We start from the raw sequence: 17,652 nt of genomic DNA, 5'->3' as shown, positions 1-17,652 counted from the left end.
TGTTCAAGATAGAAGTTATTTACCCGGTCGTAAAAGTACACTTTTAAATCAGTACAGACCATCTTAAAAAATGGGTTGTACTGGATTTAGGTCAATGTTTTTCATCCTAAAACTCTTATCATAACTAAATATTCTAAGAGTTGACTTAATACATAACCTTGATAATAACGTTAAGATTAAGTTCTATTTGATTGTATAAGTTCTCTTTAATAGATGGAATAGTACACAAAGAATGTTCTGTGAAAAAATGTATAATTCCCCTGTTGTATATTGTCTCAAATACAATTTTAAAAAATATAATGTCTTTACACCTATAAAAAAGTAAAATCTTTCGAAGTTTATTAAGTATGGAAATCTGAAAATAGTATATGCAATAATGTTTTTAATTTGGTTTATATAAAATACAAAAATAAATGTATTATGACTATCAATAACGGTCTTTGTAAATATTCTGAAATAATTTGATATAGGAAAAGAAAGAAGTGATTCATTTATTGATAGAATTCAGTGTTTGTTTACCCTCGATACTGATGTGAAATGAGAGAAAGTAACAAAATGTTTGGATGAAAAATCAGAAGACGTTTTACTAGAGTTGCTAAAAACGATTGAAAACATTATGTTTATAAATCTGAATAACGACAAAGGTAAGGATATATTTAAGGCTGCTTTTATACGTTATGTACGTTTGATTAAAATGATATTACTTATATTTTTAACTTTTGGATAGGGTTTAACTCCATTTTCCTGAACGATTATATTATTCTTTTATATTGATTTTATTTAAGGGCGGTTACATAGCATGGGGAGAATGGATAAGAGACAACAACGAAAATTTGCATTAAGAAAGATATGGAATCAGAGGTATTCCAAAAAGCTTCTATTAAAGATAATGGCCATAGTTACAACATTTACTATATGCGTTTTACTTATTCTTAATATGTTTATTTGGACCACTGATGTAAGTAAATTAGAGAATCCTGTACCACAACCGACAATTATCTACGACCAAGCGGGAAGCGTTGCAAGTAAGATTTCGACTTCAAATATTGAGGGAGTTAGTATTAAACAAATTCCTAGCGATTTGATAAATGCAGTCATTTCGACTGAGGATCAGCGTTTTTACGATCACCATGGTATTAATTACGTAGGTATTGCTAGAGCTATGGTTAAGAATCTATTTAGTGGGGGAATTGTAGCGGGGGGAAGTACAATAACACAACAGTTAGCTAAAAATGTATTTCTTACCCAGGAACGTACATATACAAGAAAGTTCAAAGAGCTCATTTTTACTAAAAAAATTGAACGGACATACTCTAAAGATAAGATTATGGAACGATATTTAAATCAAATCTATTTTGGAGAAGGTGCTTGGGGAATTCAACGGGCTGCTCAAGTATACTTTGGAAAAGACGTAAACAAATTAACATTAAGTGAGTCCGCAATGCTAGCAGGACTTATTAAGGCACCTTCTATCCTGTCGCCATTTAAAAATTACGACAAGGCAATTCAGCGTAGAAATATTGTATTGTCACTTATGAAGAATGAAGGCTATATTAGCGAAAGTGATTTAGAGAAAGCCATGCAACAATTGATAGTGTTAGAAGGAAAGAAAACAGAAGACTATAAAGGGAAATATCCTCATTATGTAGATAACATTATTGATGAGGCAATTAATAAGTATCATCTCACACAAAACGAAGTGCTTTCAGGTGGTCTCCGGATTTATACAGAATTAAATCCTAGGATGCAGAATGCTGTTGAAGAGGTATATAAAAGTGAAAATATGTTTCCAAAAAGTCAGCCAGATCGATTGATTCAAAGTGGGGCAATCTTAATTAACCCTTCGACAGGAGGAATCAATGCTCTTATTGGAGGAAGAGGAGAGCACAGCTTCCGCCAGTATAATCGTGCAACACAATTAAAAAGACAACCAGGGTCAATAATGAAACCATTGTCAGTATACACCCCTGCGTTGGAACAAGGCTATGACATCTTTGATATGTTACAAGATAGCCCCCTTAATATTGATGGATATCAACCTCAGAATTATGACAAACAATTTCGCGGTAGCGTTTCTATGTATGATGCTGTAGTTCATTCCTATAATGTACCAGCTGTCTGGTTGTTGCAAAAGATAGGACTAGAGTACGGGGGCAAGGCAGTGGAACGTTTTGGAGTCACATTGGAACAAAAAGACTATATTCCCGGTCTAGCTTTAGGGGGTATGAACAAAGGAACTTCTCCATTGCAAATGGCACAAGCCTTTTCCGCTTTCCCTAACGATGGAATTATGGTAGAAGCACATGCTATTCAACGCATCGAGAACGCCAGTGGCGAAACACTCGGAAAGTGGAATAAAAAAGAAAGTCGAGTAACAGAACCATCTGTTGCCCAAAAAATCACTTTTATGCTGAAAGGTGTTGTAAACGAAGGAACAGGGGTAAAGGCTCAGATTGAAGGTAGAGAAATTGCCGGTAAAACAGGAACTACACAACTGCCATTTTCTACGCAAAATGGAGCGAAGGATCATTGGTTTGTAGGGTATACTCCGCAAGTTGTAGGAGCCATTTGGTTAGGATACGACAAAACAGATCAAACCCATTATCTCTCATCGTCCAGTAGTGGAACTGCTACTGTTATTTTTAAAGAGATTTTATTGAAATCTGGCAATGAGGTCCCTACTAAAGGGTTTGACCTATCATTACTTGGAGGCAACTATATAAAACAATTAGAAAAGAAAGTAAAGGCTAAAGAAGAAAAGAGAAAACAAGATAATGAAAACCAAAGTGGAATCAAAGCACCAAAAATTGAAGAGAACAAAAGCCATGAAAATAAAAAACATTTAAAAGAAATAAAAAACAAAAATAAAGAAAACAAAGATAAGAAAAAAATAAGGGAAAAGATGATAAAAAAAACAAAGATAAGAAAAAAATAAGGGAAAAGATGATAAAAAAAACAAAGTTAAGAAAGAAAAAAAGGAGAATCATGGATAAGGAAGGGGGAGTAATTATAATGACTGTTTTGTTCGGTACGGTAGAATACTTTGAACAAGAAATGCTAAGACACTTAGAAATTAGTCGAATGGGAAAATGGACTAAAGAAGATGAAATCTCATTAATATATTCAAGATTAGAAAATGAAATTTTATACGACTTTGTATGTGACGAAAAAGTTCGAATAGAATGTTTGAAAAATCTTGCCTATGCAGATAAAAGGTTAAGGATAAAAGACTATCAACCTATAAATGTCAATGAAAAATATAGTGTAGTGTAACCATTTGGATGAGTAACACTAGCTATAGCTATTGAACCTTACATGCGGTTTGCTTTTTGTAATAAATGTAATAGATACCGTTAGCTCATAAAATTTGGAAAATGTAATTTTACCTCATTCGAAAAAGTACACTTTTATGAACAAAAAAAGCCCTTAGTAGATGAAAAAAGGGCTTTTTTGTATTTTTAATTGATGGAAACCATTGGATACCTCATATAACCCAACAATAGAATGTAGAAAAAACATGAAGGACGAGAGTCAGGGAGATGAAGTGTTGGGAGCCCTGAACGTTTCGCCCTTCAAAGTTAATGTTCTCCATTTCGTAAAAGATATACAATGATGGTTAAAATGACTGAATTGTAGGAGCAATGATCTGGGATAAAAAATGTAGCACGGTTTCTTGTATGTACTTTAAATAACCAGAAATTTGTTGTAATAATTATAAGCTAGAAGAGCGAAAAAACTGAGCATTATGGAATAACGAAACCACCATGAAGCATATAAGGTCTTTACAAGGAATAAAATGAATGAAATATATGAAGGAAAGCGGGGCAGTGCATTTGAAAATCCATGTGGTGAATAAGGGGGATTCCTTGTGGAAGATTTCCCAGCAATATGGTGTCAGCACCAACCGAATAGTTAGGATCAATGGCCTTGAAAATCCCGAAAAGTTAGTGATTGGCCTAGCACTTTTGATTCCTGAACCTTATCTTCAGTACAGAGTTCAACCAGGGGATACTCTCGAAAAAATCGTGACTCAGTTTGGAACAACCTTACAGGAAATCATGCAAACGAATCGCATCACAAATCCTTCTAATATCTATCCAGGACAAAGACTTACCATTCCGGTCATTTTTCATACAGTAAGGGAACGAGATACCCTTTATGACATAGCAAGACGTTATGGAACAACAGTTCAATCCATTATGCAGACTAATCGAATTACAGACCCTTTTAGTATTTATCCCGGACAGATAGTAAAGATTCCCCAGAAACCGAAACCCACGATTGATGTGAATGGTTTTACAAACGTTTATGGGCAAAGTGGTGCGGTGCAGGTACGTGAAGTAGCCTACGATTTGACATACGTAAGTCCGTTTGGTTATAGAATGAGGCAAGATGGGAGTTTAGAAGTCATTGATGACAACCCGACCATACAAGCGGCGCAGTCAACTGGAGTTGTACCCATGATGTGCATAACGAATTTTTCCGCGACTGAAGCGGGAACAAAGCTTGCACATACGATACTTTCTGATTTAAGTTTAGTGGAAAAATTATTGACCAATGTCATAAATACGATGAAAAATAAAGGTTACCGTGGATTGAATATCGACTTTGAAAGTGTAGCATCAGAGGACCGTGATGTCTACAATCGGTTCCTCCAAAGAGCAGTGGATCGATTGCGTTCTGAAGGCTACTTTGTGTCCTCCTCCCTTGCCCCAAAAACTAGTGCCAATCAAAAGGGATTATTAGTTGAAGCACATGATTATCCAGTTCACGGACGGCTGCTCGATTTCGTTGTGCTGATGACATATGAATGGGGTTACCGAAAGGGACCGCCACAGGCTATCTCTCCCATTAATCAAATCAAGCGGGTTCTAGACTATGCAGTTACAGTGATTCCAACAAACAAAATCTTTATAGGCTTTCAAATTTATGCACGTGACTGGCTTGTTCCTCATATAGAGGGTCAAGAAGCAGAGACTTTCGACATGCAGGAAGCCATCAGGCGTGCCACCCAATATAATGTAGAAATAAAATATGACGAGACAGCCCAATCACCTTATTATAGATACAAAGACAGTCAGGGACGCACACATGAAGTTTGGTTTGAGGACGCACGCAGTGCTAAAGCCAAATTCGACCTGGTGAAGAGTTACAGGGCAAGGGGTCTCAGTTATTGGGTACTTGGTTATCCTTTCCCTCAGAATTGGGAATTACTTGGAGATACATTTATTGTACGAAAATTGTAAGGTGTTTTTTAATAGCATTGAAATTGCCCGCCCTAGAAGTTCATCATTGCTTTTTGCCTGACATGGGGTCAACAAAGTGAGCGTTTTTGGCAGAATAAGAATCAAACAATCATTATATCCTCATTTATAATCACAACTATTAAATCTTAATGCCCTTTTTGTAAAATGTGGATGAGAAGAAGCAAAAGTTACTTCATATGTCCATGCATTGCAGGAAGTTGCTGCCATGCCCAATTTTCAGGGTATACACAGACAGCTTATTTAAGGGGCGAATCTTTGGGAAATTAACGACTGCGATGGAATGATTTTTGCTGAACAAAGGTTAATTTTTAACATGTAAAGAGGTTTGAGAACAAAAATTTATCCTCTATTATGTTTTTATTGTTAGCAAAATGCTCGGAACTTATTAATACCCATTAAACAATTTGCTGGGAATCAGCTACAATATGAAGAATGCTTTAAACAAGCCGTATAAGAAATTACTGAAGCGCAAACATAGTAAGGTGAATATCAATGTCTCTTTAGGCTATTTCTACAAATTTAAATAAACGTCAAACTGAAAAACGCTGACTATGGTCAGCGTTTTTACATTTTTGAAAACAAACGGTATTAATACTTATTGCTGTTTACTTATTTAAATTATTATTCATCTTTATTATCTGGGTCAGTTGCATCTTTAGGGTCTTCAATCGGATCTTCTGTATTAGTGCCCCCATCATTATCATCGATATTATCTGGGTCAGTTGCATCTTTAGGGTCTTCAATCGGATCTTCTGTATTAGTGCCCCCGTCATTATCATCGATATTATCTGGGTCAGTTGCATCCTTAGGATCTTCAACTGGTTCTTCTTTATTAGGAGGAGCTGGATTATTATCCTTATTTGTAGTATTACAACCCATTAACATCATGGCAGAAAGAAAAACAACTGATAATAGTCTTAACCACTTTTGATTCATTTTTATCGTCCTCTCTATTGGCTTTTTACTTTCAATATTACCTTCTCCTTTCCACTTTTTTTTATACAAAAAATGTACTGTATCAACTTCATCTTCAATCACAGATAAGCTCACGATGTTGTTGTAAAGCAGCGAAATAAAATGGATGTAGAGTCACAGCAGATTTTTGCACTCAATATTTTTTCCAATTTAATCTAAACACCTGTTAACCGTTCTCTCAAATCAGGAGGGTTTAAATCAACAACGGTGTTAATCGAATTAATTTAGAACTACAACGTCAAACACAAACACAGTTAGTGTCATAATCATTTTTGAAAATGGACTCTGAAATTCTAAAGTTTTATGTCGCGTCCCTATGAATTGATTCAATAGTTAAAATAACGAATAATTAAGATTGTTTTGTATAAAAAATAAAAAAGGAGGAAGAGTTATGCGGTTACGTGAAGACTTTTAAAAGTTTTTAGGAGTAAATCTCGCTATGCATAAAACAATAGGGTTAAGTTTAGATCCGTGCTTATCACATCATAAGGTAGTAAGGTATATGGGGATAAAGTGTTAGTACCTATTAGTTTTAAAGAAAATTTGGAATTTATAGCAATGAAAATAGGAACCATTTGGATATAAAACGGTTCCTATTTAAATATTACCTTGTTTTAAAACATTACTTCGTAATAATGAGTTTTGGTTATAAAATATGGAGATAAATTGAAGGTATTATAAAGCTCTGTTTTCACCCTTCTAAAAGAGTAATAAAGGATGGCCTGCGTTACAAATTGGCTTCATTTGTATTAATATGCCTTCTATTCGATTGCCCTCTTGGCTTGTTAAATTTCCCTCCATGTTTTAGATGATTTCTCCTTCCTTGAAAAATACCTATCTTCACAATGCGACTCCAGCTACTTCTCGTTTTAGTATCAAATATTCTTTCCCATATAAATAACTAAAGGGTAGGTCCATAGGCAAATTTTATGTTAATTAAATTAGTTAATAAAATATTTAAAATATTTTGACTAATGTAATTTTCTGGTTTATAATTACGGTATTCCATGGTCAGACCAACTTAGCAGTGTAAATTATGGATTAATGTAAACGATTTCATTTTGAATTTTCACCTTGAGAGGAGTTGATATATTAAAGATATGATAACTTTAACAATGAAGAGGGTGGAAACGATTGGATGTATTATCAAAGGAGAACCAAAGTACCAATTTTGATGTAAAGAGTTCTTTTAGTTTAATTGATTGTGATGTTCACCCATTTTTGTCTTCACTTGATGAATTAGTTCTATATCTTGATGAAGCATATCAAAAACAACTTAATATTGGTAAATTTAAGAATGATAGGTTAAAAAATCAAAATAATGGTGGGTTTGAATTTCCAAAGGGCAGGTATGGAAATCCGGGACATGTACTTCGGACTGATGCGATACCTCCTTGTGGAGGTATACCTGGGTCGGACCCTAAATTTTTAACAGAGGATTTATTTGATCGTTATAACACGACACACGGTATTCTAAATATTGGTCATGGAACTATGGGAGCTTATCATAATGTTAACCTTGCAGCAGAATACACAAGAGCAACGAATGACTGGCTTTACGATCGTTGGATAAAAAGTGACAAAAGATTCAAAATGACTATGGAAGTAATCCCTTTAAACCCACAACAAAGTGTTAAAGAAATAGAAAGAATTGGTCGTAAACCTGGAATAGTCGGAATTAACTTGCGCGTAGTTAACATCCCGTTTGGTAAGCGTCATTTTTGGCCCATTTATGAAATTGCTGAGGAGTACGGACTTCCTATTGTAGTTCATCCTGATGCAGAGAATACGGCAGAATACTCTCCTGATCAGGCGATTGGTCCTGCATCAACATACATCGAATGGCATTCTACTTTGCCAATCATTGCAATGAGGCAGATCCCGAGCTTAGTTTTTGAAGGAGTTTTCGAGAAGTTTCCAAAATTGAAGTTTGCTTTTATTGAATACGGTGTTAGCTGGTTACCTCATTTAATGTGGAGGTTAGATAAAAACTGGAAGGGGCTAAGGCAGGAAGTTCCTTGGTTGAAAATACCTCCAAGTGAATACATCAGAAGAAATATTCGTTTAGGCACACAACCAATTGAGGAACCATTTAAGCCAAATCATCTTCTAGAAATGATTCAAATGGTAAATGCAGAGGACATGCTATTATTTTGCAGTGATTATCCTCATTGGGATGGAGACAATCTCAAAAGAGTTTTTCTTCGGTTCCCAGATGATTTAAAACGCAAAATATACTATGAAAATGCTTTGGAAACATTTAGGTTTTAATTTTTTTTAAGGGAGGTAAATTATTCTTGGAAGTAGAAAATACACAAAGTCAAAATCGTGTTGTTTTATTTCCTTCTGATCAACTAAAACCTGGAGAAAGAAAACTAATTAAAGTAGACCAGTTAGAAATAGCAATCATAAATGTAGATGAAAAAATATACGCTTTTCGAAATGAATGCCCACACCAAGGGATATCCATGGTTTACGGACCAGTAACGGGTACAATGGTGACCTCTAATCCTCAGGAATATAAATATGGGTTAGAAAATGAAATAATTAAATGTCCATTACATGGATGGGAATTTGATTTGAAAACGGGAAAGTCCTTTTTTTCACCTAATCAGGTTTCCCTTCTAACCTACGATGTAAAAAAAGAAGAAAAGGATATTGTACTATATCTAAAAAGAAAGCCTGAAAACATAGTACTTAAAGACTGTCATTTCACTCATATCTGTTAATAAAAGTTTCTCAAATTAGTAGAGAAGTTGGTAAGGGGGTGATAAAGGTGTTAATAGTATATCCAGATGCAGATCCGCAATTTAAAAAATTACTAACGGATGAACTTCTCGATCCATTACAACAGTTTGCCGAAATTCGTGTTTATGAAGGAAGACCAGAAACTCAAGAAGAGTTTGTTAACAGGGTAAAGGATGCCGATGGGATACTTCTGGGATGGTTAATACCGAATGAGGTTATTGCTAAATGCCCTAAATTGAAAATCATTTCATTTACCGGGATTGGTGCATCTAATTTCATTGATTTGAAATTTGCAGCGTCTCGAGGTATTACAGTTACAAATACCCCTGGATATGCAGATAATTCAGTTGCAGAACATGCATTAGGATTAATGTTTTCGCTAGCAAAAAATATTAACCAGAACCACAAAAATGTAACAAGTGGGATTTGGGATCAGTCCAAGATGATCATGGAGATAAAGGGAAAAACAATCGGTTTGATTGGATTGGGTGGAATAGGGCAGAGAATGGCTGAACTATGTAAGGTACTTGGTATGAATGTCATTTGTTGGACTTTTAACCCAAATAAAGAAAGAGCCCTAAAATTAGGTGTAACATTTACTAGCTTAGAAAAGCTTCTAGAACAATCAGATTTTGTTTCACTTCATCTGCCCTTAACTGAACAAACGAGGAAACTATTAGGCGAAAGGGAACTTTCACTGATGAAACGAGAGTCATATCTAATTAACACATCAAGAGCAGAATTAATCGATACAATTTCATTAGTTAAATTTCTTTCTTCATCACGAATTGCAGGCGCTGGTATTGATGTTTTTGATGAAGAGCCTATTTTGAAAAATAACCCGCTACTATCAATATCAAATGTAGTTCTTAGTCCGCATATTGCATTTAATACACCCGAGGCTTCAAAAGAAATTTTTATTATAGCAATAAATAATCTAGTTCAATTTTTTAATGGAATCAATCAAAATGTTGTTATTTAATTTATTGAGAGAGGGGAATTAAGATGAAAATTATAGTTATTGGTGGAGCGGGAATCCAAGCATTAGGGACAATTTATGATTTGTTAGAAAATGATGAAGTTACAGAGGTTATGGTTGCTGACATTTTAATAGAAAAAGCAGAAGAAAGAGCTAAGAAAATCGGAGATCCACGTTTAACAGCCAAGCAGATTAATGTTCTTAAAGAAGAAGAAACTGCCAATGTCATTAAAGACTTTGATGTTATTATCAATAGCGGTCCAGCTTTTCTATGTCCGAATGTAACCAGGGCAGCATTAAAGGCGGGAGTCAATTATGTAGACCTTGGTGCTTGGCCAAAAGAAACTGCAGAACAACTAGAATTGACAGAAGAATTTGAGGCAAACGGGATCACAGCCGTCCTTGGAATGGGAAGTGGTCCTGGAATTTCAAATATGATGGCATTAGCAGGGGTAGAACAGTTAGATACAGTATCTGATATTGATATTACAATTGCCATGAAGGATTTTACAGAATACTCTTCTCCGTTAGTTACACCATATATGCTAGATACTATTATCGACGAGTATACATTAAATCCAGTGATTGTAAAAGATGGTGAAATAACGAAAATTGATCCACTTATTTCTAGACCTGTTGAATTTAAGGAACCGATTGGCCTTGCAAATCCTGTATATACAATTCATCCTGAGCCCGTTACACTCTATGATTCATTTAAAGACCAGGGTTGTAAAAATACTACCTTCAGCATTGCTCTTCCAAAGGAGTTCCATGAGAAAGTGGAGTTTTTAGTTCAGCTTGGATTTGGTAGTAAGGAACCTATTAATATGGGTGGGGTTGAGGTATCTCCAAGGCAAGCATTACTAACTGTTGCTAATCAACTTATACAACCAAAAGTGGATAAAGATCAGTATAGTGTAACTCGTGTTGACGTAACAGGTGAAAAAAATGGTCGGAAAGAGAAAGTTGTAGTTGAGGTTTATGTTGGGAGTGAAAAGAAATGGAATATTCCTGCTGGAGCATTGAAAACATCTGTACCTCCATCCATTGTGGCTCAAATGCTTGCAAAGGGCCAAGTTAAACGAAAAGGTGTATATCCTCCGGAAAAATGTATTGAAACCGCTGCATTCTTTAAAGAATTAGCGTTAAGAGGTATGGAAGTATACTCGAATAAGGTTGAACATACTTTGTAAAAATAAAATATTTAATACAACGTGGTTCTATTACGTTTTACGACATTAATAAAAATGATTTACCGGCAGACAACGTATTTAATTTGATGTCCTGAAAATCGCTTGCTTTGGTTCAATATCATTAGTAATAATTATTTGTGGGGGCTCAGTTTAGTATTTTACCATTAATTCGTGATATTTTATGGATTTTCGTTAAAAATGCGATTTTGTTTGTCAATTTAATAACGAAAATCCTTAATCCAGTAAAGCATTACTTTTCCTTCTTAGTTCTTCATAATGTATTTCTTAATCATACAAGCTATTGAGAGTGTTAAAATTTTTGGGCTATTTGCAAAATTCATTTTACCCACCTTTCATCCAGACAGATTTTTGAAAAATGGGAACAAAATAGAAATGAAGCGCAAATTATTATGAAGAAAAAAAAGAAACCTTTTAATCAAAGGGGGAAATAGTAATGTCAACCAAAGCGCGTAATATTGTTGATGATTCACCATTAACGAAATTCCACATGAAATTAACAATATTTACAGCAGGTGGTCCTTTTCTTGATGGTTATATACTTAGCATCGTTGCAATGGCTTTAATCCCATTAAATCAATCATTTGAAATCAACGGTTTATGGAACGGGCTACTGGGTTCTTCTGCTTTAATTGGAATATTCATTGGTGGAATAATATTCGGTTATCTAACGGATAGGGTTGGCCGAGAAAGTATGTATCGTTTGGATCTAATAGCATTTCTTGTTCTATCCATACTTCAAATATTTGCAACAAATGTCGAACAGCTATTTATTATCCGAGTGTTGTTAGGTATAGCCATAGGGGCTGATTATCCAATTGCCACATCGTTGTTAACTGAATTTGCACCTAAAAAATATCGAGGAAAAATGATCGGATTCCTTACTATATCTTGGTATTTGGGTGCAACTGTCGCTTACTTTGCAGGCTACTTTTTATTAAACTTAGGACCAGATGCTTGGAAATGGATGTTAGGATCAAGTGCTATACCCACAATAATTGTTATATTAATGCGTTTAAATACTCCTGAATCACCAAGATGGCTTTTAAGCAAAGGACAGAAAGAAAAGGCATTACGAATCATGAAAAATATCTATGGGGAATCCACGACACTAGAAGATATTCCTTCAGGACCAGTTCAAAAACCAAGTCTTATGAAACTCTTTTCGCCCGCCTATCGAAAACGTACGATTTTTGTCATGTTATTCTGGAATTTTCAATTAATCCCGATGTTTGCGATTTATACATTTGCACCAACTTTGTTAGAAACCTTTAATTTAAATAAAGGGGATTTGTCCCATATTGGATCGGCATTAATTTCATTCATGTTTTTAATTGGATGTACGGTCTCTATGTTCTTTATTGATCGCATTGGACGGAGATCTCTCTGTATCGGGGGATTCTTTTTTACCACAATCGCCCTGCTTGGTCTGGGGTTAGCACCTGAAGCAAGCAGTTGGATCATCGTTAGTTTGTTCTTTATGTATGCATTTTTCGCAGGAGCTCCTGCTATTCTTGAATGGGCTTATCCAAATGAACTATTCCCGACAGAAATTAGAGGGACTGCAGTTGGATTTGCTACAACAGTAACTAGAATTGGTGCCTCAGTTGGAACATTCGGTTTACCAATTGCTTTAGCAACATTTGGAGTTGGACCCACGATGCTAATAGCAGCAGGATTGAACGTTATCGGATTACTAGTATCCGTCTTTATGGCACCTGAAACAAAGAACCTTAGCTTAGAAGAAGCGAGCCAAGATAAAGCGAGCAAAATGGATGAAAAAGAGGATGTATCAAACTATTAAAAGAAAACGTAACTTAAAAAAATTTTTTGAAAGTGAAAAATGAAAAATGAAGTTACATTGGCAGACTATAAAAGAAGTCTGCTTTCTCTTTTTTATAAAGATAGATAACACTTTATCATTATTCAAAAAAATTAGGAGTCTTCTTAACATAGTAGCTATACAAAGCTATTTTATAAGTTTAGGATGACTTCTTTTTATATAAAAAATTTGATTGGGAAAGATACTCCCTAAAAGAAGGGTAATCCTGGTTGTAAAGGACTAACTAAAGCGAGCATTCGTTACCGTGGTATGCTCAAGTTCTGTTAAAAGGGGTACGTTATAACCCTCCCACTTAGGCTTTTTGGTAAACGCAATTATTATTAATAAAACCAATGTTAATAACCAACGTGCGAAAGTGGTCCAGATTGGTGACATCTACGAAAAGATATAGGTTCCAGAAATAAAATTACCTGACCGAAAATAGTTGGCCAGTATTAGGTAGATTCAAACTCTAATATTCCTCACAAGTATCACATCCTAACATAAAGAGAAGTTATCTCAATAGTTTTGGGGTTGGTCATCTCAATAATAGGAGTATTAGTTATATTGATACAGGGAAACTTGTCTGGATTTTTTATACTAAATATAATAAAGGTGCCCTACTAATGGTAATAGCCGTTATTCTATGGACATTTTTGCCCCTTCGCGTTTGTTGGAGGGCTAGAAATTTTTAAGGCAGAATGTATCAGTTAGGGAAATCGGACTAAAAGAGTCAGGAGTTTCTTTTGAATTTAAATCCTACCTTTACTGCAATTTCTTGCTTTTTTATTGGGAGGGGAAATAACGAATGAGCAAATCTTTGGCGGCTTATTTGTGCTTTTGGTGTTTTTTTTAACTGTAGGAGTACTTAATCAGAGGATTAAAATGATCAAGGAAAACAGGCAAAGATAATATAAAAGTTATTTCATAAAAAAATCTAGAAATAGTTTGAATAATATAAAATACTTTGAAATACCACTAGAAGTCCCGTATAATAATTGGGAATAACTACCTGGTCTGACCAAAAGTTGAATTAGCTTATGAGCTAAAAACTATAGAAATATATTTTATTAAGAGAGTAAAAGGGGGTACTGAAAATTAAACTAAGTAAAGAGTCTTCAGTAAAGTCGTACGTAAAAATAATGGAGGAAATTAGACACTTAATTCTTGAAGGTGGGTTATCACCAGGAGATAGATTGCTATCTGAACGCGAATTGTCTACACAGTTAAAGGTTAGCCGGACAGTAATAAGAGAAGCTTTAAAATCATTAGAAATGCTTGGTATGGTTGAAGTGAAGGCTGGTGGTACCTTTATTAAGGAACCTGAGTTGAAAGGGATATATCATACCCTATCCTATACAATGGCTTTGGATAGTGTCACTATATTTGATTTGTTAGAAACTAGGAAAATCATTGAGGTTCAAGCAATAAAATTAGCATCAATCCGGAGAACAAGTAATGACCTGGCGATCATATCTGTAATATTAGAAGAAATGAAACAGGCATTCATTGAAAATGATTTTCAGAAGAGTGTAGCTGCAGATCATAAATTTCATTCTTATATAGTAAAATCCAGTCAAAATAAGGTTCTCTCAATAATGATGGAAGCGGCATCCGATTTATTTATAGAGGTCTTATCTATCACAAGAGAAAAATTAGGGCAATACAGTGGAATGGATAAGGCAATTTATGCCCAACATTTTTCAATCTTTAAAGCAATTAAAGATCAAGATGTTGAATATGCAGAGAAAATCATGACAGAACACTTAGATTCATTAGAAAATGAATTGAAAATGATTTTCCAAGGTATCGAACCAGAACTTCCAAGAATAGATGAAGATGATTTAGATGATCTTTAAATCTTTAAAAATAATTCTAATTGTGTGCTTTTCATAGTAAATATGCATTTTTACTGCTACTACCTTTCTAACTCCAGTGTCGCCAAACGTCGGAGAGCTGTATTATCATAAATTAGCTATTAGTGTGGGCTCTTATAAAAGCAATATGAGGGAATTTCCAGAAGCTCTCTTTTCGCAAAGCAGAACACTATTATATTGATTCTGAGCATGGGAAGGAATTTAGTGGTGATAGAATAGATCATCATTGGGTAAGCGAGGAAGGGAAAATTTTACTTTGAGATATTCCTAGCGGAAAGAAGAAATAAAGGGTGATAATTCTTGGCCAATCTTATTTAAGCATGTCAGAATTTGAACTCTTTGATGTAGCAATCGGTAACTATGTTTACTATCTTGACATTTTAGTCTAGGAGCCGGAAACACAGCCATAAAAAGGGTCTCCTTTGAGTGACCCGATAAAGATAATAGCAATTAAGCTTAGAAAGGGTAACCTAAATGGTTACTCTATTTTTGGGAATCTTAGGGAGTTAGACGTTAAAAAGACGACCTTTAATGAAGCAATACGAAAGTAGTTTAAAATTAGTACTATTTAATTAAAGAAGAAACTCGTCAAAAAAGTAGTCGGGAGAATAATTATTTAGTGTTAATGGAATTTTTATTAATACTATGGCGATACTTCAACTAAGGCTCTTTTCCATTACATCTACATGTAATTTTTGTTATAAAGTGAAACTAAGTTTGATAAGAAATTCATGAAAAACATTGATAAATCAACTTTTCATCAAAATCAAAGTGTTTAAGTAAACTTCATTTTTATAAAAACTATAAAAATTCATTAAAAGCTAACCCTTATTCAAAACTTCAAAATATCATAGGTAGGATATGAGGTAATTTTAGGTACGAAAAAAGGCTACACCTAATAGGTACTAGCCCTTCCTGAAAATTGTACTTTAAACGGAAAACACAATATAGTATAGCCGAATTTTTTTGATATATTGATGGGTATCAAGACGTTGAAATCAAGATTCCAATGAAATATATTCAGCACCCTGTTCTTTTGCCCAATTATGTATATAACTGAGCAGCCTATATCCAAGGCCACTAGGGCGATGATTTACATCAGTAACCAAATCTTGTACAAATACATAGCGTTCATTATACAAATCTTCATGCCAGCTAATACCTGCTAAAGCTACGATGCTTGTATCATGATATAAAGCAAATAACTGTTGACCATCCTTACGCATATCATTTAATAATTCTAGATATTCCTCTAAAGTCAAATCAGTATGTAACTGATTTATTATCGGATAAGCCTGTAAGAATTGATGTTCTACAGTTAACTCTACAATATTTTCCACTGGTATTTTCATATTAATTTCTCCTATCTTTTTTAATTTTTATTGCTTCGCCTTCCATAAATAGATGCAGATTGATTTTCTGACATATAGACCTGTCCAAAATTTTTGTTAGTTAAAAATGCTTCTATTTCAGTTGAATCTTTATCAATCTAGAGATTCATCACCCACTTAACCTACACTCGCTCACGAATTGGTTCGTTTTGAAAATGAGGGCCTTATCGCTAGCTGATAAAAAAGAAGCGGAACATAGTTAAGGTTCCTGCTTCTTTATGTTAATGTCACAAGATTCTAATAACAATATTATGAATGATTTTGGGTTGATTTTTCTAGTTCTTCTTCTTTTATCTTTAAGGCTACTAAACTAGCAAAGTCATGAATGATAGTGGCTGCCAATAGTGATGTGATTTGTGTTGGATCATAGGGGGGGAGGACTTCCACTAGGTCGAATCCAATAAAGTTAAATCCCTGCAGAGAACGAATCATCTCTAGGGTTTCAAAGCTGTTTAGACCGCCGACCTCTAGGGTGCCTGTACCAGGGGCACAGGATGGATCCACAAAATCTATATCAAAGCTCAAGAAACATGGTGTATCCCCAATGGTCTTCTTGACTTCTTTCAATACATCCTCGATTCCTCTTTCCTTCAGTTCAGGCGTAGTTATCACGTTGTATCCTAGATCCGTGCTGGAATCTATATCTCCTGGATGATTGAGCGTCCCTCTAATTCCAATTTGGAAAACTTTATCCGTTTGGAGCAAACCTTCCTCATATGCACGGATAAAAGGGGAACCATGCCAATATTTCTCTTCATAATAGGTATCCCAGGTATCAGTATGTGAATCAAAATGGAGCATTGCAACAGGTCCATGTACTTTTGCGGCAGCTCGCAGGTTTGCCAATGTTACAGAATGATCCCCGCCAATACCTATTGGAATGATTCCTTCTTTCATTAAGTCTGTCATCGCACTTTCAATTAACTCATAGCTTCGGTGTATATTATGGGGAATCACTGAAATATCCCCAATATCAATGGCATTACAATCGTCAAATGGGTACACCTTGTGTATCGGATGGTAAGGAAACAAGGTCATAGATGCCTGGCGGATTGCCTGTGGGGCAAACCGTGCTCCTACCCTGAATGAAGCAGCTGTATCAAAAGGTATACCTAATACTGCCAATTTGGCATTTTCTCTTGAAGCAGGTAAGCGCATGAATGATCCGGTCGTACAAAACTCTGGTTTTACGTCAGGAGATAACGGATATTTCATTTTTGTATTCCTCCATTTTCTTATTTCTTTCATAGTAGAGAAACAATGCAAATATCATGCCAAGTCGCTATTAAGTGATATCTATATGTTCTAACTAGATATTATTTGCAGGAGTTATGAAGGAGCGCATAATCTATGAAAAATTGAATCGCTTATCGGAAGGCGAT

General features: G+C 34.9%; 12 protein-coding genes. 9 read left to right on the top strand and 3 right to left on the bottom strand.

Annotated features, from left to right (window positions below):
• The first annotated feature begins 808 nt into the window (after window positions 1–808).
• From JFU50_RS26790 to JFU50_RS26780, 3 genes are all read left to right on the top strand, one after another.
• A complete protein-coding gene (locus JFU50_RS26790) occupies window positions 809–2,935 on the top strand; it encodes a transglycosylase domain-containing protein (protein WP_242489111.1) in 2,127 nt (708 codons plus the stop codon).
• Between the two features lie 8 nt (window positions 2,936–2,943).
• Complete coding sequence (locus JFU50_RS26785) at window positions 2,944–3,273, top strand: hypothetical protein (RefSeq protein WP_242489110.1); 330 nt, start codon at window positions 2,944–2,946, stop codon at window positions 3,271–3,273.
• Between the two features lie 560 nt (window positions 3,274–3,833).
• A complete protein-coding gene (locus JFU50_RS26780) occupies window positions 3,834–5,246 on the top strand; it encodes a LysM peptidoglycan-binding domain-containing protein (RefSeq protein WP_201225201.1) in 1,413 nt (470 codons plus the stop codon).
• A gap of 642 nt (window positions 5,247–5,888) precedes the next feature.
• Here the strand turns inward: JFU50_RS26780 and JFU50_RS26775 are convergent.
• Complete coding sequence (locus tag JFU50_RS26775; protein WP_242489109.1) at window positions 5,889–6,317, bottom strand: hypothetical protein; 429 nt, start codon at window positions 6,315–6,317, stop codon at window positions 5,889–5,891.
• Window positions 6,318–7,376: 1,059 nt separating this feature from the next.
• On the opposite strand from JFU50_RS26775, the gene JFU50_RS26770 reads away from it, so the two are divergent.
• The 6 genes from JFU50_RS26770 to JFU50_RS26745 all read left to right on the top strand — a co-directional run bounded on the left by JFU50_RS26770 (window position 7,377) and on the right by JFU50_RS26745 (window position 14,861).
• Complete coding sequence (locus JFU50_RS26770; RefSeq protein ID WP_201224861.1) at window positions 7,377–8,513, top strand: amidohydrolase family protein; 1,137 nt, start codon at window positions 7,377–7,379, stop codon at window positions 8,511–8,513.
• A 26-nt stretch (window positions 8,514–8,539) separates the two neighbouring features.
• Window positions 8,540–8,971: a Rieske (2Fe-2S) protein gene (locus tag JFU50_RS26765; RefSeq protein WP_201181008.1), complete on the top strand. Its 432-nt coding sequence runs from the start codon at window positions 8,540–8,542 to the stop codon at window positions 8,969–8,971.
• Between the two features lie 47 nt (window positions 8,972–9,018).
• Complete coding sequence (locus tag JFU50_RS26760; RefSeq protein ID WP_201224860.1) at window positions 9,019–9,972, top strand: NAD(P)-dependent oxidoreductase; 954 nt, start codon at window positions 9,019–9,021, stop codon at window positions 9,970–9,972.
• Window positions 9,973–9,995: 23 nt separating this feature from the next.
• Complete coding sequence (locus JFU50_RS26755; protein WP_201224859.1) at window positions 9,996–11,162, top strand: saccharopine dehydrogenase family protein; 1,167 nt, start codon at window positions 9,996–9,998, stop codon at window positions 11,160–11,162.
• A gap of 454 nt (window positions 11,163–11,616) precedes the next feature.
• Window positions 11,617–12,984, top strand: a complete 1,368-nt coding sequence (locus JFU50_RS26750; RefSeq protein WP_201181004.1) for an MFS transporter — start codon at window positions 11,617–11,619, stop codon at window positions 12,982–12,984.
• 1,160 nt (window positions 12,985–14,144) lie between these two features.
• On the top strand, window positions 14,145–14,861 hold the full coding sequence (locus tag JFU50_RS26745) for a FadR/GntR family transcriptional regulator (protein WP_201181003.1): 717 nt from the start codon (window positions 14,145–14,147) through the stop codon (window positions 14,859–14,861).
• Between the two features lie 1,016 nt (window positions 14,862–15,877).
• On the opposite strand, the gene JFU50_RS26740 is transcribed toward JFU50_RS26745, so the two are convergent.
• On the bottom strand, window positions 15,878–16,231 hold the full coding sequence (locus JFU50_RS26740; RefSeq protein ID WP_201181002.1) for a GNAT family N-acetyltransferase: 354 nt from the start codon (window positions 16,229–16,231) through the stop codon (window positions 15,878–15,880).
• 288 nt (window positions 16,232–16,519) lie between these two features.
• Complete coding sequence (speB, locus tag JFU50_RS26735; protein ID WP_056523038.1) at window positions 16,520–17,485, bottom strand: agmatinase; 966 nt, start codon at window positions 17,483–17,485, stop codon at window positions 16,520–16,522.
• Between the last annotated feature and the right edge of the window lie 167 nt (window positions 17,486–17,652).

Source organism: Peribacillus sp. TH14 (assembly GCF_016651145.1).
GTDB classification, from domain to species: Bacteria; Bacillota; Bacilli; order Bacillales; family DSM-1321; genus Peribacillus; species Peribacillus butanolivorans.
The sequence above is the reverse complement of the archived record's forward strand: the minus strand, read 5'-3'. Positions and strand labels throughout refer to the sequence as shown.

Excerpts from the sequence above, each read along its gene's own strand:
- JFU50_RS26750 (WP_201181004.1), top strand. The coding sequence starts at position 11,617 with ATGTCAACCAAAGCGCGTAATATTGTTGATGATTCACCATTAACGAAA.
- JFU50_RS26785 (WP_242489110.1), top strand. The coding sequence starts at position 2,944 with ATGATAAAAAAAACAAAGTTAAGAAAGAAAAAAAGGAGAATCATGGAT.
- JFU50_RS26790 (WP_242489111.1), top strand. The coding sequence starts at position 809 with ATGGATAAGAGACAACAACGAAAATTTGCATTAAGAAAGATATGGAAT.
- JFU50_RS26740 (WP_201181002.1), bottom strand. The coding sequence starts at position 16,231 with ATGAAAATACCAGTGGAAAATATTGTAGAGTTAACTGTAGAACATCAA.
- JFU50_RS26745 (WP_201181003.1), top strand. The coding sequence starts at position 14,145 with ATGGAGGAAATTAGACACTTAATTCTTGAAGGTGGGTTATCACCAGGA.
- speB (WP_056523038.1), bottom strand. The coding sequence starts at position 17,485 with ATGAAATATCCGTTATCTCCTGACGTAAAACCAGAGTTTTGTACGACC.
- JFU50_RS26755 (WP_201224859.1), top strand. The coding sequence starts at position 9,996 with ATGAAAATTATAGTTATTGGTGGAGCGGGAATCCAAGCATTAGGGACA.